This is a genomic window from Hyunsoonleella sp. 2307UL5-6, from assembly GCF_047345485.1.
GTDB lineage: Bacteria > Bacteroidota > Bacteroidia > Flavobacteriales > Flavobacteriaceae > Jejuia.
On sequence record NZ_JBLFEN010000006.1, the window covers coordinates 149,130 to 172,954 of the forward strand.

Genomic DNA, 23,825 nt, shown 5'->3' on the forward strand with positions numbered 1-23,825 from the left:
AGGCAAGAATGCTAATGATATCGAAGGCTGTTTCGATTTATCGAATCCAATCACTGTAGAACGTAATAATGCAGATGGCTGTCAAGCCAATGGCGGCGATTTATTCGGCGGTCCATTCTCATTTTGTGTAGAGGATGGAATAGCAGACAATATCCCAGAAGGTGCAATCACCGTAGCTAACAGTCAAGGCGAGAACTTTACATGGGTAGTAACCGATGACGCAGGTAATATTTTAGGCTTACCACCAACCTTTAGTGTTGTAGATTTTGATGATGTAGCTGCAGGTGTGTGTTTGGTATGGTATTTAGCATGGGATGGTACCATTACAGGTGCAGAAGTAGGTATGAATGCTAGTGATATCGAAGGATGTTTTGATTTATCAAATCCAATTACTGTTAACCGCTTATCAGGATCTGATTGTGATGCATTATCTACAAATGATTTTGAAGCTGATTTTGATTTTGCAGTATATCCAAATCCAACTCAAAATGAAATTACTATTGATTACAAAGGAAATCAAAATTTAGATTTAGAGGTAGTAGTTATTGATATGTTAGGAAAGAAGTTTTTACAAACTACATTTTCAACGCAACGTAACCCAACTTTGAACCTTAGTAATTTGACTCAGGGTACTTATTTTTTAAATATTACAGATAAAAATACAGGAGTATCTACAACAAAACGAATTATGAAAAATTAAATTAATTCATATAAAGTTTGAATTAAAACCGCCTCTTGTTAAAAGAGGCGGTTTTTTGGTATTTACTTTTAAATAGGCTTCGTAATTTAGCTTTCTGGAATTTAGAAAAGCTTTAGTGCATATTGAACTTATCACTATAAACGATAAAGAATAATAATGACTTTAATTATATAAATAGAAAGAGACTGTCTTACAAGACAGCCTCTTTTTTTGATAATAAAATTTTTAATGCTTAATGTTTAAAATGACGAGTTCCCGTCATTACCATAGCAATGGCATTGTCATTACAATAATCAATACTTAGTTGGTCTTTTATAGAACCACCTGGCTGTATTACAGCTGTAATTCCAGCATTATTCGCAATTTCTACACAATCAGGAAACGGGAAAAAGGCGTCACTTGCCATAACAGCGTCATTCAAATCAAATTTAAAAGTTCCTGCTTTGTGAATGGCTTGCTCTAAAGCATCAACACGACTCGTCTGTCCCGTACCACTAGCGCAAAGTTGTTTGTTTTTTGCTAAAACAATAGTGTTTGATTTTGTGTGCTTACATATTTTTGAAGCAAATAATAAATCATCTATTTGTGCTTGTGTAGGTGCAGTACTTGTAACCGTTTTTAAATCTTCAACTTTGTCTGTAACATTATTTCTATCTTGAACCAATACACCATTTAAACAACTTCTTACATTTGTGTTTGGCATTTCTATATCATGAATTACTAGTAGAATTCTATTCTTTTTGCCTTTTAAAATGGCTAAAGCTTCCTCAGAAAAAGAAGGTGCAATAACTACTTCACAAAATAATTTATGAATTTCTTCTGCTGTAGCTACATCAATTTTTGTATTAGCAATCAAAACACCGCCAAAAGCAGAAACAGGATCACCCGCTAAAGCATCTACATAAGCCTGGTGCAGTGTGTCGCGTTGTGCTAAACCACAGGCGTTGTTATGTTTTAAAACCGCAAATGTTGGTGCGTCATCTTTAAATTCTAACATCAAGTTTACAGCTGCATCAACATCCAAAAGGTTATTATAGCTTAATTCTTTACCATGAAGTTTGGTAAACAACTCATCAAAATCTCCAAAGAAAAAGCCTTTTTGGTGTGGGTTTTCGCCATATCGTAATGTTTTACCATTTGTATCACTAATTTTTAAAACGGTTTCATCATTATTTTGATTGAAGTAATTAAAGATAGCTGTGTCATAATGAGAAGATACGTTAAAGGCTTTACCTGCAAAACGTTTTCTGTCTGCTTCAGAAATTGAGCCATTATTAGCTGAAATTAACTCTAAAAACTCAGCATAATCCTCAACCGATGATACACAAATTACATCAGCATAATTTTTAGCTGCTGCACGAATTAGGGAAATACCACCAATATCAATTTTTTCAATAATATCTTGGTTGCTCGCTCCAGATGCTACAGTTTTTTCAAACGGATATAAATCAACAATAACCACATCAATTTGCGGGATGTCATACTCGGCCAATTCAGCAACGTCACCATCATGGTTTTGTCTATTTAAAATACCACCGAAAACCTTTGGGTGTAACGTTTTTACGCGCCCGCCTAAAATGGAAGGGTACGATGTTACATCTTCTACAGGAACAACATTAACGCCTAAATCATTAATAAATTTTTCTGTACCACCAGTAGAATAAATGGTTACACCTTGTTTGTCTAATTCTTTTACAATAGGTTCTAAACCGTCTTTACTGAATACTGAAATTAAGGCTGATTTGATGGTTTTTTTGTTGCTCATTATTGATGTTTTTGTTTACCAGACCTCACAGGTTTTCTAAACCTGTGAGGTCTATTAAAATAGAGTTTTTAATAAAACGCAAAAGTAGCTAATTCCTTTAGAATTTCAACTTGTAAATAATTGAAAAAAACTGTGTTTTTTTAACTAAAAGCAAAAGTTGTTAACACGAGAATTAAATTGCAAAAGATAAAATTAATAAAATCAATGATAATTTTATTAATTTTAGGTATGAAAAAACCTGATATGAAAATAGTAAAAGAACTAGCTGAAAATTTAGATTGCGGTTATGATTGTTACTATATTCCTAGTTCAAATGAAATTATTACTATATCAAATGATATGAAGGATCTTGATGAAGAACTGTACCAAGAAACTTATGCCTTAGATTTAGAAAAAATAAAGCAAACTGAAGAGGATGTTATTAAAATTGAGCCGTTAGGGAGTTTCGAGTCCTACAGAATTATGGAAGATTATTGCAATAAAGTACCAGATATCGTATTAAAACAAAAACTGCAAAACGCGCTAAGCAATAGAAAACCGTTTCAAAATTTCAAATTACTAATTGATAATTCAAACTATAAAAAGGATTGGTTTGACTTTAAACAGAAAGCAATTCAACACATAGTTGAAAAGATTTTAGCATCGCATCAAAGTAAAATTTAAGAAAGCAACTTCGCCACTTCAGTGCAAACAAACTCCAAAAATCGCTCATCAGCTTCTGTAAAAGGGTCAGCAACGTGAGAATCAATATCAATCTGTCCAATATTTTTACCATTTATAAAAATGGGAATCACAATTTCAGACTTCACCGTAATAGAACACGTAATATAATTCTCTTGTGCAGCTACGTCAGGCACCACAAAATTTTCATTGCTTACAGCCACTTGTCCGCAAATACCTTTACCGAATGGAATAATAGTATGGTCTGTAGGAGCACCAACGTAAGGGCCTAGTTTTAATTCCTCTTTATCTCCATTTTTAAAATAGAAACCCACCCAATTGTAATATTCAATATGGTTTTCCAGTAGTTCACAAATACTTAGTAGCCGTTCATCAATCGTTTTTTCAACATTAGAAACAATTGATTTTACTTGTGGTTTTAGCTGTTCAAAATTCATATCTGTAAAAGTTTTGGTAAAAGTATTTAAAAAGGTGTAATTTCGGTATTCATTTGGCAAATTATAATTTGTTAAGCTGAACTTGTTTCAGTATCTCAAGTGTAGTTTTTTAATATTAAAGTAGACAAATAAATATATAACTCTTTCATAAACATTGAAAGCATTATTCATAAAATACAAGTCGGTTATAAAATTTATGCTCACGTTTTTGTTGGTGTATATTGCGCTTACGGTATGCTACAAATTTTATTTACAATTTTCGGACGGTACACTTTATTATCCCGACTATTTCACAAATTTAGTCGCCAAACAATGCGAAGCCGTATTAAGCACATTTGGTTATAATACCCAAATGGTACCGCATCCAAAAGAAGCTTCCATGAAACTTTTAATAAATGGCAAATATCTAGCAAGAGTAATAGAAGGCTGTAACTCAATAAGTGTTATTATCCTGTTTCTGTCGTTTATTATAGCATTTTCAGGGCAGCTTAAAACCACGGTTTTCTATATGCTTGCAGGTAGCGTTTTAATTTACACCATCAACCTATTCAGAATCGTGTTTTTAGCCATGGCATTGTATCATTATTCCGAATATCAAGATGTATTACACACTGTGGTTTTTCCAGGTATTATTTATGGTACTGTGTTTTTGCTATGGGTATTTTGGGTAAATAGATGTTCTAAACTGAAACAAAAAAATGTCTAAGTCAGTAAAATACATAGCGCTCATTCTTTTGGTAGGCTTACTTATTTTAATCCGGTTTTTTGAAGATGATCTGTTTTATGATCCGTATTTAAGCTTTTTTCAAAATGATTATCTATATCTCGATAGCCCTAGGCGAGAAGTTCTTAAATTAATTGGTTTCACAACATTAAGGTATGTATTAAATACTGTAATTTCTTTAGGGATTCTATATGTGGCTTTTAAAGATGTAAGTATCGTAAAATTTTCGGGTATTATTTACGCTATCGCATTCGTTATTTTAATGCTGCTCTTTTTGTATTTTGTATCCAATCCAAAACAAGAGGAGTATTATCTATTTTTTAATATCCGTAGGTTTTTAATTCAGCCATTACTTTTAATATTGCTTTTACCAGCATTTTACTATCAAAAAATAAAAGATAATTAATTTTTTTGGGCATTCCCCCGCAAAAAAGCGAGGTCGGGCTTTCCGCTATATCTTTTTTTAACGTCATAGCGAGGACGAAGGACGTGACTATCTCCCAAATAATAAGTCTGTAGCAATTTCTGTGCTTATTGGTTAAAAAAAGGATGCCGCTGCAATCCCTAATGCACTTACCTGCCAGCACTATTTCTTACACTAACTATGCTCTCATGTGTTAATCATTTAACAAATAGAAACATTTAAAATACAATTTTTGTAATTTTGCAACGTGATTAAAACCATAACATATAAACTATTCTCGTGTAATCTTGCCTTATTGGTGCTATTTTCAACCTTATCTTTTACTGTTGAAAAGCATTACTGTGGCGATACGTTAATAGATGTTGCTATTTTTTCTGAAGCCAAAACCTGTGGTATGGACATGGATAGTAAACAGAAACAAAAACCATGTTGCGATGATGATGTTGATGTTGTAAAAGGACAAAATGAACTAAAGCTATCGTCCTTTGAAGATTTAGATATTGCACAGCAAAAATTTTTAATTGCCTTTACCCAATCCTACATCAATGGCTTTGAAGGTTTAGCAAAAGGAGTCATTCCTCATAATGATTATTCTCCGCCCAATTTGGTCTATGATATACAAGTTTTAGATCAGGTTTTCTTAATTTGATTTACCCCACCCAGAATTACGAAAAAGCAATTCTGACCTCCCTGAAGGAGAGGTAAAAACGCAAGCTATAATGCTAACGTTGCGGAAATTTTAGGTAAAATATTTCAAATCTTAAATTAAAATGAAACATACATATACAGTTACAGGAATGACCTGTAATGGTTGTAGAGGCTCTGTAGAGAAAACCCTTAACGCTATTCCTGAGGTAACAAACGCTTCGGTAAATCTAGAGGCTTCCGAAGCAACTATGGAAATGTCTCAGCATATTCCAATAGAACAATTGCAAGACGCACTTTCTGATAAGTATTCCATTTCGGAAAAAAATATATTTAATACAGCGCCTATTAAAGCTGAAGAGAAAAGCGATTTACAACAGCTATTTCCTTTGTTTTTAATCTTTGGTTATATCAGTATAGCATCGTTTTTATTGCATATTACACCATGGGACGTCAAGGGGTTTATGCTCGATTTTATGGGATTGTTCTACATCGTTTTTAGCTTTTTTAAACTGTTAGATTTAAAAGGATTTCCAAAGTCATTTAGAATGTACGATCCTCTGGCAAAAGCAGTTCCAATTTACGCTTGGTTATACCCGTTTATTGAAATTGCACTAGGGCTTATGTTTTTAATGCGCATTGAAATACCAGTAGCACTCATTGTAACACTGGTTATTTTAGGTATTACTACAATAGGTGTTACTAGAACGTTGCTGCAAAAAAAAACGATTCAATGCGCATGTTTAGGAACAGCTTTAAAACTCCCAATGACGAAGGCTACATTTATAGAAAACAGCATTATGATTATTATGGCGATACTTATGTTATTAAAGGCCTAAGTTGACAACAAATTGCCATTGCGTTAGGGATTGAACGGCATGTTGGATCCCGATAATAATCGGGAGATTAGTGAAAGCCCGACCTTTTGTGATCCTGCAAGGTTTTAAAGACCTTGTAGGTATGAGCAAAAGGTAACGCCCAAAACACATTAAAACATAAAAATGAAACATATTAAATATATACTATTGCTATTATCCTTTTTTGGGTTTTCTCAAGAAACTATCTCGGGAAAAATCATTGAAGCCAATAGCAAAAATGAAAATATAGGAATTGCAGGTGCAAATGTTTATTGGTTAAATACCCAAGTAGGCACAGTTACTGATATTGACGGGAGTTTTACAATTTCATACAAAACTGACTATAAAAAGTTAGTGATAAGTTATGTGGGTTACAAAACAGATACCTTAATAATTTCCAGTCCAAAACATGTGCTTCATGCATTACGATCAACTGATGATTTGGGTGCTGTTACTGTTAAAGCTAGAAAACAAAGCACTTCAAGATCCTACTTAAAAGCTGCAAATATTATAAATGTAAGCAGCGATGAATTATTAAAAGCAGCGTGTTGTAATCTGTCGGAAAGTTTTGAAACGAATCCATCTATTGATGTAAATTTTGCTGATGCCATTTCAGGCACGCGACAAATAAAGATGTTAGGATTAACAAGTCCGTATATTTTGATTGCTACCGAAAATATACCATCCATTCGTGGTGCTTCTCAAGCTTATGGCTTGAGTTTTATTCCTGGTACTTGGGTAGAAAGTATTCAAATTACCAAAGGTGCAGGATCTGTGGTAAATGGTTTTGAAAGTATAGCAGGCCAAATTAATACAGAATTGGTAAAGCCCTCTACAGATGATAAGTTATTTGTCAATTTATACGGTGCATCAAGTGAGCGTTTGGAGTTGAATACGCATATAAATACCAAGGTTAGTAATAGGTGGGATATGGGGTTATATATTCATGGAAATACACATCAAGAAAAACATGATGTTAACGATGATGGGTTTTTGGATATGCCGTTATTTAATCAAATAAATATTATGAACCGTTGGCAGTATGTGGATACTGAAAAGGGGTTTGTGAGCTTTATTAATTTGAAATTTTTAGATGATGAAAAGCAAGCTGGTGAACTTAGCTTTAATCCCGATACAGATAGAGGTACAATAAATAATTGGGGCAGCGAAATTAATACTAGACGTTACGAAGTTTCTACAAAATTTGGGTATGTAAATCCAGAAGTGCCATGGCAAAGTTTAGGTGTGCAAACAGCGTTTAGTAGCCATAAACAAGACTCTTATTTTGGGTTAAATACCTACGATATAACCCACAATAGTTTATATGCCAATGCTATATACAATTCGATTATTAGTGATTCCCGACATAAAATAAAAACAGGATTAAGTTATACTTACGATCATTATGATGAATTTGTAAATGCCACGGATTATGAACGTACTGAAAATTCAGTTGGTGCTTTTTTTGAGTATAGCCATGATAATTTGGAGCTGTTTAATATTACTGCAGGCATTCGTATCGATCATCATAATTTACTGGGTACGTTTATCACACCACGAGTGCATGCGCGCTATTCGCCTTGGGGTAAGTCGGCATTTCGAGCATCTTTTGGAAGAGGAAAACGAAGTGCTAATATTTTTACTGAAAATCAGCAGTTATTTGCAACATCACGACAAATTAATATTTTGAGTTCTGGTGGAACTATTTATGGTTTAGATCCAGAAATAGCATGGAATTATGGTGTGTCCTATTTGCAAGGTTTCAACCTTTTTGGAAAAAAAGCTGATATTACGTTAGATTATTATAAAACCGATTTTAAAAATCAAGTGGTTGTAGATTGGGAAAACCCACAAGCCATCAATTTTTATAATCTTGAAGGTAAAAGTTTTGCAAATAGTTTTCAAGCAGAATTAAATTATAATGCTTTTGAAGGGTTTGATTTAAGAACGGCTTATAAATTGTACGATGTACAAACCGATTATAATTCTGGAAGATTAGAGCGCCCCTTGACGCCAAAACATCGGATATTTGCGAATGTGGGGTATGAAACTAATCTAAAAGAAAACAGCGGTCGTTGGAAGTTTGATGCTACCTTTAATTGGTTAAGCGATCAGCGATATGCTTCAACATTACCTAATCCCGTGCAATTTCAACTACCAGAGCGAACACCAACAATAGCCACGTTAAATGCGCAAGTTACCAAAGTGTTTTCTCCTAAATTTGAAGTATATTTAGGTGGTGAAAACATTACGAATGTAAGACAGTCAAATCCAATTTTAGCCGTAGATAATCCGTTTGGTGCGAATTTTGATTCAACTTTTGTATACGGTCCTATTTTTGGAAGATTGTATTATGCTGGTTTACGGTATAGAATAAAATAATCAAATTCCTGCGTAAGCAGGAATCTTAAAAACCTAGTGTCAAGCTGAATTTATTTCAGTATCTAAAACATTTAAAACATAAAACATGAAAAAAATTATAATAATAGCATTAATGCTAACAGCAACAGTAACCTTTGCGCAAAACAAAAACGCAAAAACCTCAATGGAAGTTGATGGTGTTTGCGGTATGTGTAAAGCACGAATTGAAAAGGCATGTTTAAACACAAAAGGTGTAAAATTTGCCACATGGAGTATAGATACCCATGAATTAAAATTGATTTATGACGAACGTAAAACAGATGTAAAAACTATAGAAAAACAAGTGCTAGCTGCAGGACATGATGTAAAAGATGAAAAAGCAACCGATGAAGCTTATGCTACCGTTCATGCTTGCTGCAAGTATCGGGATGAGGATGTAAAAGAAGAGCACAAAGGATAAGCTAATTTTCTACCATGCCTAAAATACAATACCGAATTTATGTTATAGAATTGCACAAACGTGTATTCACAGAAAATGCTAAATTTAGAGCAGCTAATCCGCAATTTAATGGCGTGTTAGAATGTTTGTATGTAGGTATGACGAGTAAAACACCCAAGGAGCGATTAATGCAACATAAAACAGGGCATAGAACTAAAAAAGGATATAAGATTTCTTCTAGTATTGTAGAGAAATACGGGTCGTATTTAAGACCAAGTTTGTATAATCATATCGACCCTATGTCGTCTAGAAATGAAGCACTAAAAATGGAAGAAACCTTAGCTTTAGAATTACGAAGAAAGGGCTATGCGGTTTGGTATAATTAAACTAAATAACGTATTACACCATGAAAACAACACCAGAGCACAATGAACGCATCCGAACAATGAAATTTTTTTCGGTGTATCCACATTACGTCGATAAAGTTGAGAAAAAGGGAAGAACTAAGGAAGAATTGCATACTGTTATTACATGGTTAACTGGTTTTGACGATGCTAAAATTCAAGAGCTTATAGACAGAAAAGTAACCTTTGAAGACTTCTTTAATGAAGCAGAAATTAACCCAAATGCAGAATTGATTAAAGGTGTTATCTGCGGTTATCGTATTGAGGAAATTGATAATGAGTTAACCAAAAAATGTAGATACTTAGATAAATTAGTTGATGAATTAGCAAGAGGACGAAAAATGGAAAAGATATTACGCGAAAGCTAGATTCTCCAAAAACGTATGATCTAATTTTAGTATTAATTTTTCGATTTAAAATATAGTATACAATTTACTATGACTAATTAACAAAAAAACGCTTCCAAATTTTTGGAAGCGTTTTTTTTAAAATAAAATTTATAATTAGGGTCTAAACCATCATTTTAATATAAGTAAGATCCCTATCTATAGCAATTCGCTACTACATCATTCCTGGCATACCGCCACCGCCCATTGGAGGCATTGCAGGAGCGTCTTCTTTAATATCGATTAAAGCACACTCAGTAGTTAAAATCATACCAGCTACAGAGGCAGCATTTTCTAAAGCGATACGCGTTACCTTTTTAGGATCTATAATGCCAGCTTTAAGCATATCCACATACTCTTCAGATTTAGCATCGTAACCAAAGTCTTTTTTACCTTCTAAAACTTTATTGATAACTACAGAACCTTCACCACCTGCATTTTCAACGATAGTACGTAGTGGCGCTTCAATCGCCTTATTTACGATTTGTACACCGGTAGTTTCGTCTAAATTATCTGTAGCTATTTTTTCTAAAGTTTTCTTAGATCTTACTAAAGCAACACCACCACCAGCAACAATACCTTCTTCTACGGCAGCTCTTGTGGCATGTAATGCATCGTCAACACGATCTTTCTTCTCTTTCATTTCAACTTCAGAAGCAGCACCAACATACAATACAGCAACACCACCAGCTAATTTAGCTAAACGCTCTTGAAGTTTCTCCTTGTCATAATCAGACGTAGTAGTTTCAATCTGCGCTTTAATTTGGTTTACTCTTGCCTTAATATCTCCGGCTTTACCAGAACCATTTACGATAGTTGTATTGTCTTTATCAACAGTTACAGTTTCAGCAGAACCTAACATTGATAAATCTGCATTTTCTAAAGTGAATCCTCTTTCTTCAGAAATTACAGTACCACCAGTTAAAATAGCGATATCTTCAAGCATAGCCTTACGTCTGTCTCCAAAACCAGGTGCTTTTACAGCTGCAATTTTTAATCCGCCACGTAATTTGTTCACTACTAAAGTAGCTAATGCTTGTCCGTCTACATCTTCTGCAATAATTAATAAAGGACGACCAGATTGTGCTACTGGCTCCAAAATTGGAAGAATCTCTTGTAAGTTAGAAATCTTCTTATCAAATAATAAGATGTATGGATTTTCTAAATCTGCAATCATTTTATCAGAATCAGTAACAAAGTAAGGTGATAAATACCCTCTGTCAAATTGCATACCTTCAACAACATCAACGTAAGTATCCATGCCTTTAGCTTCTTCAACAGTGATTACACCTTCTTTACCAACTTTTCCAAAAGCTTGAGAAATTAATTCCCCAATAGTGTCATCATTATTAGCTGAAATCGCAGCTACTTGCTTAATTTTTTCAGATGAGTTACCTACTTTTTGAGTTTGTTTTTCTAAATCAGCAGTAATGGCTTCAACAGCTTTGTCTATACCACGTTTTAAATCCATTGGGTTTGCACCAGAAGCTACGTTTTTTAAACCTTCTTTAACTATAGCTTGCGCCAAAACGGTAGCGGTAGTTGTACCATCACCAGCTAAATCGTTTGTTTTAGAAGCTACTTCTTTTACCATTTGCGCACCCATATTTTCGTGTGCATCATCTAACTCTATTTCTTTAGCTACAGAAACACCATCTTTTGTAACTTGTGGTGCACCAAAACTTTTAGAAATAATTACGTTACGCCCTTTAGGTCCTAATGTTACTTTTACTGCATTTGCTAATGCATCTACACCGCGCTTTAATCCATCGCGAGCTTCAATATCAAATTTTATATCTTTTGCCATTTTGAGAATTTTTGTTTTACATTCCCTTGAAGAAGGGAATCTTTTAATTGTGTTTTGTTTTTATTTGATGAGATTTCCGCCTTCGCGGAAATGAAGAAAGTCATTTTAGATTATTGCTAAAATGTCACTCTCACGCATCATTAAATAATCTGTACCTTCAAGTTTTAGCTCTGTGCCTGCGTATTTACCATATAAAACGGTATCGCCAATTTTAACAGTAATTGGCTCATCTTTTGTGCCAGGACCAGCAGCTACAACAGTACCTTTTTGTGGTTTTTCTTTAGCGTTGTCTGGAATAATAATTCCAGATGCTGTTTTTGTTTCAGCGGCAGCAGGTTCAATAAGTACTCTGTCTGCTAATGGTTTAATGTTTACTCCCATTTTGTTTTATATTTTTAGTATTAAGGTTATTAATCAACGCTTAAGAGTTATGCTAAAAATGTGCCATGGTGTGTAAACTGACAAACTTGCAGAAGTGTAAGATGTAGATGTATAAATACGTCTTTTAGATAATGATTGAATAGCTTGTACAATAGCATTACAGGCTATATATTTGAGACGGATTAATTATTTTTATACTAATAAATTAATTGGCATAAAAAAAGCCAACTTTTTGCAAGTTGACTTTTAATATATAGTGTAAATATAGTATTTTAACCTTCTGGATTAGTAGCTGTACCTTCAGTACTATTTGTTGTTGGTAGTGGTGCTGCATTATTATTAGGTAGTGCATTTGGTAATGGTTGTGTGGTTGGCGCATCAGCGTCTAATGCTTTAGAATCTACAGTGCCTTCACCTGTACCAATAGTAATATTTGATACTAAAATTAATACCAAAAGTAATGTTGCTAAAGTCCATGTGCTTTTATCTAAAAAATCTGTGGTCTTTTTTACACCACCTAGTTGTTGTGTGCCACCGCCACCAAAAGATGATGATAAGCCACCTCCTTTAGGATTTTGCACCATAATTACTACTACGAGTAAAAATGCTACAACTACGATTAGGACTAAAAATATTGTAAACGTACCCATTATTTATTATGTATTATATTCTTGTAATTGTTCTATTGCTTTAATTTGGTTTGCAAAGAAACTACTTTTTTCTGGATATTTCAAACTTAAAATTTTGTAAGATTGAATCGCTTTTTTGTAGTTTTTTTGCTCTAAATATATACGTGCTAAAGTCTCTGTCATTAATGCTTCTGGTTGCTTAATTTTTACTTTAGCTACATTGCCTTTACCAGAAGATGATTTTACAGGAGGGATTTTTGGATTTTTAGCAATAAATTTATCTATAATCTCATTTTGCTTTGGTTTGCTAGATGATTGTATAGCTGTATTTTCTATTTCAATAGTGCTATTTAATTCTAATTTATCCTCTCTTTTTATAGGTTTTAAACGTGTGAGTTTTAGCCATTCATTAAAAGAATGAGTTTCGCGGCGGTTAAATTCTAGCGGTTTCCCTAGATTTAATATACCTTCAGCAGACGCTTCTTGTGTTTTGGTATCTTCAGTAGTTTGTTCTATAGTATCAGACTCGTCTAATTTAAAATTTATAGTTTTTACTTCTGAAGGGTTTTTAGGTTGAAATAATTCTGGGTCTAAAACTCCAGACGTATCCTTTATTTGCTGTTTTAAATTATCGTCAATTTTTAAACTTTTATTGATTGAAATATCGTTTACATTAACATTAATATCATTTAAATAAACGATATTTTGTTTTATGGATTTTGAAATTTCATTTTGAGCAAAAATTTTTGAAGTGATATAATCAAAAAGAATACTCCTGTCTGTGGTATGTGCCGCAGTAATTTTTAATGTTTGATTGTAGGTGTGGCTTTCCTGCTGTTTAAGACCTTTAAGATATAATGCCTTAGCAGATTGAAAATAGGGGTAATCTTTAATAACAGATTTTAATGCCTCTGTTTTTTGTGCATTAATCTGTTGCGGATTTTGTAGTAAAGATGTAAAATCGTGACTATTCAAACTGTTTTACCATTTTGCCAGAGAGGCGTTAAAAATATCTTGTGTTATACGCTCAAAAATTTCCTCTATGGCAGTATCTTTAATAGCGCCAGATAATTGTGCGGTACCTTCATAATCATGAAAAAACGAAAAATTTTGATCAAATTCTGCTTCAGGATCGTTTTTATCAAAAAAATGTACTTTTATAGTAATTGTTAATCTATTTTGTGCCGCAGTATTTTCTGCAGTAGATGTGGTAGGAGAGATGCGATACTCCGTTATTTCACCTTCATAAACAATATCGCCATTTGAGTTTACATTATTTAAATTGGTTTGATTTTCAAGTATAGCAATCATTGTATTTCTAAAGGTAAGATCTAAACCAGGTTCAATTAACAATGCATTATTTTCAAAACGATTTACCTGAAATGTTTTAGTGTCAGAGGATATAGATGCTCCTGTAAAGGAATAAAATCCACAGCTAAAAAATGAAAATGCTAGGATTAAAATAGATATGTATTTAATGTATTTCATTTAGTTTTAACGATAATTTAAAGATCGTATTGTTTAATTTTTCTGTATAGTGTACGTTCGCTAATTCCTAATTCTGATGCTGCTAATTTACGTTTTCCATTATGGCGCTCCAACGATTTTTTTATGAGTTCCAATTCTTTGTCATGTAATGATAGTGTTTCTTCTTCTTCAATTTCTTCAGCAAAATGATATTTATCTGCTGTAGAAGATTCGTTTACGTGTTCTGGTATAGATAATACTTCGGGGCTTTCCATTACGTTTTCTTCTTCAAACATAATATTATCTTCATCATCAGATTCACCATATATTTTTTGAATTAGGTGCTCGTTTTCTTTTTCAACATCCTTGGAGTTTCCGTTTTTCATAAGCTCCATAGTAAGTTTCTTTAAATCATTCAAATCACTTTTCATATCAAAAAGTACCTTGTAAAGAATCTCTCGTTCACTACTAAAATCACTTTCGCTTTTAGATGTTTTAACTACAGCTGGTAAATTTGTACCGCTACCAACTGGTAAATAACCTTTTAACACCTCGGCAGACACTGTACGGTTTTGTTCTAGTACCGAAATTTGTTCTGCTACATTACGCAATTGCCTAATGTTACCGCCCCAACGATGCTTTAAAAGTAATTGTACTGCATTATCTGTTAGTTTTACAGTAGGCATTTTGTATTTTAAAGCAAAATCGCTAGCAAATTTTCTGAAGAGTAAATGAATGTCTTCTTGTCGCTCTCGAAGTGGTGGCAAATGAATATCTACCGTACTTAAACGGTAATATAAATCTTCGCGAAACTTTTCCTTTTCAATGGCTTCAAACATATTAACGTTTGTTGCTGCCACAATACGTACATTAGTTTTTTGTACTTTACTTGAGCCTACTTTTATAAATTCGCCATTTTCTAAAACACGTAATAAACGTACTTGTGTGGTAAGTGGTAATTCGCCAACTTCATCTAAAAAAATAGTACCGCCGTCGGCTACTTCAAAATAACCATTTCTGGTGGATGTTGCACCTGTAAACGCTCCTTTTTCGTGGCCAAATAATTCACTATCAATGGTGCCTTCTGGGATAGCGCCACAGTTTACAGCTATGTATTTATTATGTTTTCTATGGGAAAGGGAATGAATAATTTTTGGAATACTTTCTTTACCAACACCACTTTCGCCTGTAACCAATACTGAAATATCAGTTGGTGCTACACGAATAGTTTTTTCTATAGCACGATTTAGAGATAGGGTGTTGCCTATAATGCTAAAACGTTGTTTTATTGCTTGTATTGATTCCATTTTAATTATTATCAGAATATCCAACGGCTTCTCCTATTAGAGTAGCACTTGTACAATCGGTGATCTTAACATTTACAAAATCACCTACTTTGTAATCACCTTTTGGAAACACAACTACGGTATTTTGAGTGTTTCTACCAGACCAGTGCTGATCTGATCGTTTGGATAATTTTTCAATTAATACCTCTTCGGTTTTTCCAATATGCTGTTTTGTGCGCATTAAACTATGCTCTTGTTGTAGCGCTATAATTTCGTTTAAACGACGCTTTTTAATGGCGTTTGGAATATCATCCTCCATTTTACGTTCGGCCAATGTGCCAGGGCGTTCAGAATATGCAAACATAAATCCAAAATCATATTTTACGTAAGCCATCAAACTCAAGGTGTCTTGATGATCCTCTTCAGTCTCTGTTGGAAAACCAGCAATCATATCTTGGCTTATAGCACAATCTGGTATCAAACGTTTTATATTATCAATTAATAGAAAATACTCTTCGCGTGTGTGTAAACGATTCATTTCTTTAAGAATACGGTTACTGCCGCTTTGTACAGGTAAATGTATGTAATTGCAAATATTTCTATGTTTTGCCATAGCTTCAATAACATCCATGGTAAAATCTTGAGGATTTGAAGTAGAAAAACGAAAACGCATTTTTGGTTGCGCATTGGCGCACATATCTAAAAGCATTGCAAAATTTACTGCCGTAGCTTTTTGCATATCGCTTGCTTTTTCAAAATCTTTTTTAAGTCCGCCACCATACCACAAAAAGCTATCAACGTTTTGTCCAAGCAGCGTTACTTCTTTGTAACCTTTATTCCATAAGTCGTTAATTTCTTCAATAATACTTTGTGGGTCTCTACTGCGTTCACGTCCGCGTGTAAAAGGCACCACGCAAAATGTACACATATTATCGCAACCTCTAGTTATAGAAACAAAAGCTGTAACACCATTTGTATTTAGGCGTACAGGTGCAATATCGCCATACGTTTCTTCTTTGGAAAGTATCACGTTTATGGCATCTCTACCGTCTTCTACTTCAGCTAAAAGATTAGGCAAATCTTTATAAGCATCAGGGCCAACTACTAAATCTACAATTTTTTCTTCTTCTAAAAATTTACTCTTTAGTCGTTCTGCCATACACCCTAAAACACCAACTTTCATGTTTGGATTTTGGTTTTGTTTTACGGCATTATATTTTTCAAGGCGTTTACGAACGGTTTGTTCTGCCTTATCACGAATAGAGCAGGTATTGACTAAAACTAAATCTGCTTCTTCTAAATTTTGAGTGGTGTTGTATCCTTGTTCGTTTAGAATAGAAGCTACAATTTCACTATCGCTAAAATTCATTTGACATCCATAACTTTCAATAAAAAGTTTGCGAGTGTTGCCTTCTTTTTTATCAAGCGTTAAGGATTGCCCTTGTTTATTTTCGTTTATAATCTTTTCCATAATATTAAGAAACCACTAAAGGTCAATTTTCGTGTCTGCCTATTAATGAACCGCAAAGATACAATTAAATTGGTTTTTATGACAAAGTGTCATATTAAATTTAAAGATTTTATTGCCATTAGGAATGCCTTATTATTCGCCATAACAATGTAATATTCAAAAACATAAAGATTAAATGTTAGTTTCTTAAAATTTTATTAAATTTTACGCAACCATTTAATGAAATAAGCATCTAATTAAAACATATTGCATATTTAATTGTTTCTATTGTAATAATAATTCAATTTTATTTAAACATATACATCTTAAACAACGTTGCGCTTATTGGCGCATATTTACTAAATTAAACTAAAACTAATGTTGTTGGAAAATCTGCTTTCGGGCAGATTTTTTTATGTATAATTGTATAAGAATTGTAATAACTAACCAGATTATATAGTGTGAATTCATACGATGCTTTAAAGCAAAAAATAGAAAATGCACCAAACTTAGATTTTGGAGACATTATTAGTGACGCCATAGAGTTATTTAAAAAAGTTTGGGTTAAAGGTTTTTTAATGGTACTGTTTATCGTTATTGCAGCAGCCATTCTAGGTTTTATTTTTCAAACTATAGGTTTAGCAGTAGATCCTACTATTTTAATGGAAGGTGTAACAGCTGAATCTTTAGCGCAATTTTATTCAAAAAACGCATTGTATAGCCTGCCACAAACTATACTTATAAGTACGTTAACTATTGCTTTATTAGCGGGGTTTTATAGAATGTGTAAATATGAAGTTGAAGAACAAACCCCGAATGATGAATATTTTTATTTTTTCCAAAAAGAATATTTTTCAAAAGCATTAATGTTAGGTATCATTTACGCTATAATTGCTGCAGTTGCACAAGCCCTGTTGTTAATACCTTATATATATGTGTTTGTGCCACTATCTTATTTTGCGATTATATTTTCAAACAATCCAGAGTTGAGTGAAATGGAAATTGTAAAGTTGAGTTTTGCATTAGGTAATAAAAAATGGTTCATCAGTTTTGGAACTATGATTGTATGTGCCATTTTAGGATGTCTTGGCGTTATTGCCTGTTTTATTGGTATAATACTTACTATTAGTATAGCTTATTTACCAGTGTTTTTAATTTACAAAGATGTAGTTGGTTTTAATACCCATAGTGAAATTGACCTAATAGGAAATAATACAGAAAACAGATTATAAATATGATTACTATTGAAACATTGTTAGAAAAAATAGAGCGTGCTAAAGATTTAGATTTTGGTACAATTTTTAATGAATCTATAGAGCTATTTAAAAAAGTATGGCTGCAGGGATTTGTAATTTTACTTTTAAGTATGCTACTAATGCTTCCCTTTTATATTTTAATGTACATTCCATTAATTGCAATGGGAGTTATGGATCCAGAGTCACTTAACAATGGTGGGCAACCAAATTTAGCAATTATGTTGCCGTTTTATGGGCTAATGATAGTGTTTGCGTTTTTTGCAATGATTATAGGGGTGGGGCTTAAAGCAGCGTTTTTTAAAATTTGTAAGAATAAAGATTTAAATACAACTGCAAATGATGATTATTTTTATTTTTTCAAAAAACCATATTTTGGTAAAACAGCTAAAATAGGAGCTATTTCATTTGGTTTATTTATTGGTTCGTATATTTTATGTTTTTTTCCAGTAATATATATGGTTGTTCCTGTTACAATGATTAATGTTATCTATGCGTTTAATCCAGACATGTCTGCATCAAACATTGTAAAAGCTAGTTTTAAATTAGGTAATAAAAAATGGTTAATTATTTTTGGATTAACTTTTGTTTCAGGTATGCTAGCTGGAATTGTAGGAGCTATTATGTGTTTTATTGGAATATTGTTTACATCTTCTTTTTCGTATATACCTGCGTATTTTGTTTACAAAAATTCAATTGGTCTTGATGATAAAAGCGAAATAGAACAAATAGGTAAAGGAGAATAAAACAGAATTAATATCCAAAAATAAAAAAGACCAAAGCTATCCAAGATTTGGTCTTTTTTATTTTAAATAAGATAGTAGTATACTACTAACGCGACTATTATAGGAGGTGTTTAATTTATTTTAATTTTACGAGTTGTTTAGTTTAAGACTTTTATGTGTTTTTGTGGTGTTATTTTTGGGTTTTCAGGTTTTAGAATCTCAAAATCAGCAACTTGATATTAAAATAAGTAATGATAAGTTTGTTTTTCAAGATAAATATTATACAAGCGGTCTGCACATTTCATATAGAAAATATCTTAAAAATAAATTTTTATTTAAGCAGCAAAAAAGCCAAAGGTTACAACTTAATATTTTGGTAGGTAACGAAACATATACGCCTAGTAATCTTTCGTCCTTTAATACAAATGATTTTGATAGGCCTTATGCAGGTTGGCTGTTTGTAGGTGTGGAATTAGCTAAAATAAAATTCAAGTCTGCATTATTTTTATCTGTTGAGTCTGGTATTACAGGCGAAGAATCTTTAGCAGGAAAACTTCAAAATGCATTTCATGAGTTATTAAATATTGAAAAACCAACATGGCAAGATGAAATAGCTTATAAGTGGTTATTTAATTTTAAAATAAAACAAGTGTATGACATTCCTTTGGGAAACAGCACTAGTATTCAAAATCATTCTAGTGTAAGCGTTGGCAGTAAAGATATTTATTTAAAAAACAGTTTATTTCTTTTTTTTGGAAAATTCAATACACTCCAAAATTCATCTAGACTAAACGCTTTAAGCTCAGTTTCAAAAAAAGAATTTTTCGGTTTTATAGGTGGTAGTTATAAATATGTTGCGCTTAATACATTAATACAAGGTAGTCCATTTAATGATAGCGATGCTTTTACTTCAATAGCAGAAAAAAACATTTATAGTTTACAAGCAGGAAGTGTTTTAAGGACAAGACGAAATATTTTTAAACTAGAATATATATACAATTCAAAAGAAACTCCACTATCTACATCTCATATCTTTGGAGCATTTACTTTTGGTTTTGTTTTCTGATAAAGTTTAAAAGTATTCTATCGATTTTTGTGTTAACGTTATGTAAAATATCGATAAATAACGCAGATAAACTTTTTTTGATATACATTTGTACCTTCAAAAAATGATATATGGCGAAGAATTTAGTAATAGTAGAGTCACCAGCTAAGGCAAAAACTATAGAAAAATTTTTAGGTAAAGATTTTAAAGTAGAATCTAGTTTTGGGCATATTGCAGACTTACCTTCAAAAGAATTAGGTGTAGATGTTGAGGGTGATTTTAATCCTAAGTATCAAGTTTCAAAAGATAAAAAAGAGGTTGTAAAAAAACTAAAAGCATTAGCTAAGAAAGCAGAAATGGTTTGGTTAGCAAGTGATGAAGACCGAGAGGGTGAGGCAATTGCATGGCATTTAGCAGAAACTTTAAAATTAGATAAAGCTAAAACTAAACGTATTGTTTTTCATGAGATTACAAAAGCAGCGATAAAAAAAGCAATTGAAAACCCTAGAGGTATTGATTATGATTTGGTTGATGCACAACAGGCACGCCGTGTGCTAGATAGAATTGTGGGTTACGAATTATCTCCTGTGCTTTGGAGAAAAGTTAAAGGCGGATTATCGGCAGGTAGAGTACAATCTGTTTCAGTGCGATTAATTGTTGAAAAAGAAAGAGATATACAAGGGTTTACGCCAGAAGCGTCATTTAGAATTGATGCTGAATTTTCAAATGAAGATGGGCAATCATTTAAAGCAAAATTGCCTAAAAATTTTAAAACCAAAGAAGAAGCTTATCAGTTTTTAGAAAAAAACGCCGCAGCAGATTTTAAGGTAGCGGATCTTCAAAAGAAACCGGCAAAAAAATCACCTGCAGCACCATTTACAACATCAACCTTACAACAAGAGGCCTCACGGAAATTATATTTTTCTGTAAGTAAAACCATGACGATGGCGCAACGTTTGTACGAAGCGGGTTTAATTACTTATATGAGAACAGATAGTGTGAATTTATCTGATGAAGCTAAACAAGGCGCACAAGCAGAAATTGAAAATGCCTACGGTGATACTTATAGTAACCCTAGAAATTATAAAGGAAAAGCCAAAGGAGCTCAAGAAGCTCATGAAGCGATACGTCCCACAGATTTTTCTAAACATTCTGTGAATATAGATAGAGATCAAGCTCGTCTCTATGATTTAATTTGGAAACGTGCCATTGCATCTCAAATGAGTGATGCTCAATTAGAGCGTACAAATGTTAAAATAAATACCTCTACACATAAAGAAACATTTTCTGCCAATGGCGAAGTTATAAAATTTGATGGGTTTTTAAAGGTGTACCTTGAAGGAACAGATGATGAAGATGCAGAGCAAGATGGTATGCTACCAGCTTTAAAAGTTAACGAAACCTTATTAAATAGTTTTATTTCTGCTACAGAGCGTTACACGCGTCCACCAGCAAGATACACAGAGGCTTCCTTAGTTAAGAAGCTGGAAGAGTTAGGTATTGGTCGTCCGTCTACCTATGCGCCAACAATTTCAACGATTCAAAATAGAAATTATGTTGAAAAAGGAACAGTTGAAGGTATAGAACGAAATTATACCCAATTAAAACTTCAAGACGGTAAGGTTTCTGATAAAACATTAACAGAGAAAGTTGGTTCAGATAAAGGAAAATTAGTCCCTACTGATATTGGTATGATTGTAACTGATTTTTTAGTGAATCATTTTGAAGCTATTTTAGATTATAACTTTACTGCAAAAGTAGAGGAAGATTTTGATGAAATTGCCGAAGGAAAAGAAGATTGGAAAGAAATGATGCAATCATTTTACAAAAAATTCCATCCTGTAGTTGAAGATGTTAAGGAAAATGCAGATAGAGAATCTGGAGAACGTATTTTGGGCGAAGATCCTAAAACTGGGAAACGCGTTAGTGTACGTTTAGGTAAATTTGGACCAATGGTACAAATAGGTACTGTTGATGATGAAGAAAAACCGCAGTTTGCAAGTTTAAGTCCAGACCAACAATTAAATACAATTACTTATGAAGAAGCGATGGATTTATTCCAACTTCCTAAAAATTTAGGTAATTATGAAGGTGAGGAAGTATTGGTAAATAACGGTCGTTTTGGACCTTATGTTAAATTTGGTGATGCTTTTGTATCATTACCAAGAGGTACAGATCCTTTAAGCGTAGAGTTGGATGATGCAATTGTTTTAATAAAAGAAAAACAAAAAGCAGATGCACCCATATATATGTATAAAGATTTACCTGTGCAAAAAGGCAAAGGACGTTTTGGACCATTTATAAAGTGGAACAATATGTTTATTAATGTAAACAAAAAGTACGATTGGGATAATTTATCTGATAACGAAATTGTTGAATTGATTGAAATAAAAATTCAAAAGGAAATAGATAAAGTTATTCATAATTGGGAAGATGAAGGCGTTCGTGTTGAGAAAGCAAGATGGGGTAGACATAATGTTATTAAAGGTAAAATAAAAGTAGAGCTTCCTAAAACAGTTGATGTTTCTGAAATGACACTAGATGAAGCAAAAGCCATCATAGAAGCAAAAACACCTAAGAAAAAAGCAACAAAAAAACGTACTACAAAGAAGAAAACAACCGCAAAAAAATAAACAGTATCTAACAGTATGAATTTTAATTTCCTCTCACCGGTATCAGACAAGGTTTTAGCACATAACGAATTATTGTCTATGCAGTCTTTGGGAAGAAAACTACGTATACATTCCAACCAAAACGGAATGCCAGAATTAGATAATGTTCGTATTGCTTTATTAGGGATTATAGAAAATAGAAACGACGTAGATTATATTGGAGAAACATTTCAATTAGATGAGATTAGAAAATCTCTGTATGCTTTATATCCAGGTAGCTGGAGTACTTCAATAGCCGATTTAGGTGATATTAATGCAGGTGAAAGTGTAGAAGACACCTATTTTGCGTTAAAAGAAACTATCGAAATTCTTGTTAAAAAAAATATCATTCCTGTTTTATTAGGTGGTAGCCAAGACCTAACGTATGCAAATTATCGTGCTTACGATGCACTTATGCCAATGGTTAACTTGGTAAATGTTGACTCTAAGTTTGATTTAGGTGATTCTGCAAAACCTATTAAGAATAATAGTTATGTTGGTAAAGTAATATTAGATGAGCCTTATAATCTATTTAATTATTCCAATATTGGATACCAAACCTATTTTAATTCTCAAGAAGAAATAGATTTGATGGAACGTTTGTATTTTGAATCGTACCGTTTAGGTGAAGTTAATAAGGATATCACAATAGTAGAGCCAGTTTTAAGAGATGCCAATATTGTAAGCATAGATTTAAAGTCGGTAAAAGGTGCAGAGGTAAGTTTAAAACAAAAATTTTCGCCAAACGGCTTAGATGGAAAAGAAATTTGTGCAATCTCTAGATATGCAGGTATTAGTAATAAAGTAAGTTCTTTCGGTATATATGGTTATAAACCCTCAAATGATGATGAGATTTCATCCATGCTCATTTCACAAATTATCTGGTACTTTATAGAAGGTGTTAATTGTAGAGTTAAAGATGATGACTTTACAGATGAAAGGAATTACCAAAAGTTTTATACCATGGTAGAGTCTCACGAACTTATATTTTATAAGAGTAATAAGACAGGGCGCTGGTGGGTTGAGATTCCTTTTTTATCAGAAGTGAATAATAAATTAAAAAGACACACGTTATTACCATGCACACACCAAGATTACCTGGATGCGTGTAACAATATAGTGCCAAACCGTTGGTTTAAAGCATTTCAAAAGAATTCTGTTTAACAGATTAAGAATAGTTAAAAGGTCAATTTCATCGGTAAAAAGACAATTTTTCACGATGAAATGTTATTTTTTTAGATAAAAAGTTGTTTTTTCGAAAATATATAAATATGTTTACGCTCTCAAAATTGAAGCTATAATAATTAA

24 protein-coding genes are annotated in these 23,825 nt (G+C 32.8%); 15 read left to right on the forward strand and 9 right to left on the reverse strand.

Annotated elements, in window-relative coordinates; genetic code table 11:
- Positions 1 to 700: T9SS type A sorting domain-containing protein (locus tag ACKGJY_RS12370; protein WP_413974210.1), on the forward strand; the 700-nt coding region annotated here is incomplete at its 5' end.
- A 232-nt stretch (positions 701 to 932) separates the two neighbouring features.
- Here the strand turns inward: ACKGJY_RS12370 and purH are convergent.
- Positions 933 to 2,465: a bifunctional phosphoribosylaminoimidazolecarboxamide formyltransferase/IMP cyclohydrolase gene (purH, locus tag ACKGJY_RS12375; RefSeq protein WP_413974211.1), complete on the reverse strand. Its 1,533-nt coding sequence runs from the start codon at positions 2,463 to 2,465 to the stop codon at positions 933 to 935.
- 204 nt (positions 2,466 to 2,669) lie between these two features.
- Between purH and ACKGJY_RS12380 the strand changes: the two genes are divergently transcribed.
- Entirely contained in the window at positions 2,670 to 3,128 is a 459-nt protein-coding gene (locus ACKGJY_RS12380) for a UPF0158 family protein (RefSeq protein ID WP_413974212.1), read from the forward strand.
- Here ACKGJY_RS12380 and ACKGJY_RS12385 read toward each other — a convergent pair.
- Positions 3,125 to 3,583: a GAF domain-containing protein gene (locus ACKGJY_RS12385; RefSeq protein WP_413974297.1), complete on the reverse strand. Its 459-nt coding sequence runs from the start codon at positions 3,581 to 3,583 to the stop codon at positions 3,125 to 3,127. The genes ACKGJY_RS12380 and ACKGJY_RS12385 overlap by 4 nt on opposite strands.
- A gap of 154 nt (positions 3,584 to 3,737) precedes the next feature.
- Between ACKGJY_RS12385 and xrtF the strand changes: the two genes are divergently transcribed.
- The 8 genes from xrtF (at position 3,738) to ACKGJY_RS12425 (ending at position 9,805) form a co-directional block, all read left to right on the forward strand.
- On the forward strand, positions 3,738 to 4,289 hold the full coding sequence (xrtF, locus tag ACKGJY_RS12390) for an exosortase family protein XrtF (protein WP_413974213.1): 552 nt from the start codon (positions 3,738 to 3,740) through the stop codon (positions 4,287 to 4,289).
- Positions 4,282 to 4,713 (forward strand): exosortase F system-associated membrane protein, encoded by a 432-nt coding sequence (locus ACKGJY_RS12395; protein ID WP_413974214.1) that lies wholly within the window; start codon positions 4,282 to 4,284, stop codon positions 4,711 to 4,713. The genes xrtF and ACKGJY_RS12395 overlap by 8 nt, the downstream gene beginning before the upstream one ends.
- A 265-nt stretch (positions 4,714 to 4,978) precedes the next feature.
- A complete protein-coding gene (locus ACKGJY_RS12400) occupies positions 4,979 to 5,380 on the forward strand; it encodes an HYC_CC_PP family protein (RefSeq protein ID WP_413974215.1) in 402 nt (133 codons plus the stop codon).
- Positions 5,381 to 5,501: 121 nt separating this feature from the next.
- The gene (locus tag ACKGJY_RS12405) at positions 5,502 to 6,215 is read left to right on the forward strand and encodes a heavy-metal-associated domain-containing protein (RefSeq protein ID WP_413974216.1); all 714 of its coding nucleotides are present in this window, start codon (positions 5,502 to 5,504) and stop codon (positions 6,213 to 6,215) included.
- A gap of 162 nt (positions 6,216 to 6,377) precedes the next feature.
- Positions 6,378 to 8,615, forward strand: a complete 2,238-nt coding sequence (locus ACKGJY_RS12410; RefSeq protein ID WP_413974217.1) for a TonB-dependent receptor — start codon at positions 6,378 to 6,380, stop codon at positions 8,613 to 8,615.
- 85 nt (positions 8,616 to 8,700) lie between these two features.
- Entirely contained in the window at positions 8,701 to 9,054 is a 354-nt protein-coding gene (locus ACKGJY_RS12415; protein ID WP_413974218.1) for a heavy-metal-associated domain-containing protein, read from the forward strand.
- 14 nt (positions 9,055 to 9,068) lie between these two features.
- The gene (locus tag ACKGJY_RS12420; RefSeq protein ID WP_413974219.1) at positions 9,069 to 9,419 is read left to right on the forward strand and encodes a ribose-5-phosphate isomerase; all 351 of its coding nucleotides are present in this window, start codon (positions 9,069 to 9,071) and stop codon (positions 9,417 to 9,419) included.
- A gap of 20 nt (positions 9,420 to 9,439) precedes the next feature.
- On the forward strand, positions 9,440 to 9,805 hold the full coding sequence (locus ACKGJY_RS12425; RefSeq protein ID WP_413974220.1) for a DUF2200 domain-containing protein: 366 nt from the start codon (positions 9,440 to 9,442) through the stop codon (positions 9,803 to 9,805).
- 193 nt (positions 9,806 to 9,998) lie between these two features.
- Here the strand turns inward: ACKGJY_RS12425 and groL are convergent, their stop codons facing one another.
- The 7 genes from groL to miaB all read right to left on the reverse strand — a co-directional run bounded on the left by groL (position 9,999) and on the right by miaB (position 16,864).
- Positions 9,999 to 11,630 (reverse strand): chaperonin GroEL, encoded by a 1,632-nt coding sequence (gene groL, locus ACKGJY_RS12430; protein WP_413974221.1) that lies wholly within the window; start codon positions 11,628 to 11,630, stop codon positions 9,999 to 10,001.
- A 105-nt stretch (positions 11,631 to 11,735) separates the two neighbouring features.
- The gene (groES, locus tag ACKGJY_RS12435) at positions 11,736 to 12,011 is read right to left on the reverse strand and encodes a co-chaperone GroES (RefSeq protein ID WP_413974222.1); all 276 of its coding nucleotides are present in this window, start codon (positions 12,009 to 12,011) and stop codon (positions 11,736 to 11,738) included.
- Between the two features lie 272 nt (positions 12,012 to 12,283).
- Complete coding sequence (gene secG / locus ACKGJY_RS12440) at positions 12,284 to 12,661, reverse strand: preprotein translocase subunit SecG (RefSeq protein ID WP_413974223.1); 378 nt, start codon at positions 12,659 to 12,661, stop codon at positions 12,284 to 12,286.
- A gap of 6 nt (positions 12,662 to 12,667) precedes the next feature.
- Positions 12,668 to 13,615: a hypothetical protein gene (locus tag ACKGJY_RS12445; RefSeq protein ID WP_413974224.1), complete on the reverse strand. Its 948-nt coding sequence runs from the start codon at positions 13,613 to 13,615 to the stop codon at positions 12,668 to 12,670.
- A 6-nt stretch (positions 13,616 to 13,621) separates the two neighbouring features.
- On the reverse strand, positions 13,622 to 14,128 hold the full coding sequence (locus ACKGJY_RS12450; RefSeq protein WP_413974225.1) for an LptE family protein: 507 nt from the start codon (positions 14,126 to 14,128) through the stop codon (positions 13,622 to 13,624).
- Positions 14,129 to 14,145: 17 nt separating this feature from the next.
- On the reverse strand, positions 14,146 to 15,414 hold the full coding sequence (locus ACKGJY_RS12455) for a sigma 54-interacting transcriptional regulator (RefSeq protein WP_413974226.1): 1,269 nt from the start codon (positions 15,412 to 15,414) through the stop codon (positions 14,146 to 14,148).
- A 1-nt stretch (position 15,415) separates the two neighbouring features.
- On the reverse strand, positions 15,416 to 16,864 hold the full coding sequence (miaB, locus tag ACKGJY_RS12460) for a tRNA (N6-isopentenyl adenosine(37)-C2)-methylthiotransferase MiaB (protein ID WP_413974227.1): 1,449 nt from the start codon (positions 16,862 to 16,864) through the stop codon (positions 15,416 to 15,418).
- Positions 16,865 to 17,304: 440 nt separating this feature from the next.
- Here miaB and ACKGJY_RS12465 point away from each other — a divergent pair, with 440 nt between their 5' ends.
- The 5 genes from ACKGJY_RS12465 to ACKGJY_RS12485 all read left to right on the forward strand — a co-directional run bounded on the left by ACKGJY_RS12465 (position 17,305) and on the right by ACKGJY_RS12485 (position 23,681).
- Positions 17,305 to 18,075 (forward strand): hypothetical protein, encoded by a 771-nt coding sequence (locus ACKGJY_RS12465; protein WP_413974228.1) that lies wholly within the window; start codon positions 17,305 to 17,307, stop codon positions 18,073 to 18,075.
- Between the two features lie 2 nt (positions 18,076 to 18,077).
- Positions 18,078 to 18,842 (forward strand): hypothetical protein, encoded by a 765-nt coding sequence (locus ACKGJY_RS12470; protein ID WP_413974229.1) that lies wholly within the window; start codon positions 18,078 to 18,080, stop codon positions 18,840 to 18,842.
- A gap of 163 nt (positions 18,843 to 19,005) precedes the next feature.
- Positions 19,006 to 19,887, forward strand: coding sequence for a lipid A-modifier LpxR family protein (locus ACKGJY_RS12475; RefSeq protein ID WP_413974230.1), 882 nt, complete (start codon positions 19,006 to 19,008; stop codon positions 19,885 to 19,887).
- Positions 19,888 to 19,997: 110 nt separating this feature from the next.
- A complete protein-coding gene (gene topA, locus ACKGJY_RS12480; protein ID WP_413974231.1) occupies positions 19,998 to 22,499 on the forward strand; it encodes a type I DNA topoisomerase in 2,502 nt (833 codons plus the stop codon).
- A gap of 15 nt (positions 22,500 to 22,514) precedes the next feature.
- A complete protein-coding gene (locus ACKGJY_RS12485) occupies positions 22,515 to 23,681 on the forward strand; it encodes a formimidoylglutamase (protein ID WP_413974232.1) in 1,167 nt (388 codons plus the stop codon).
- The last annotated feature ends 144 nt before the right edge of the window (positions 23,682 to 23,825 follow it).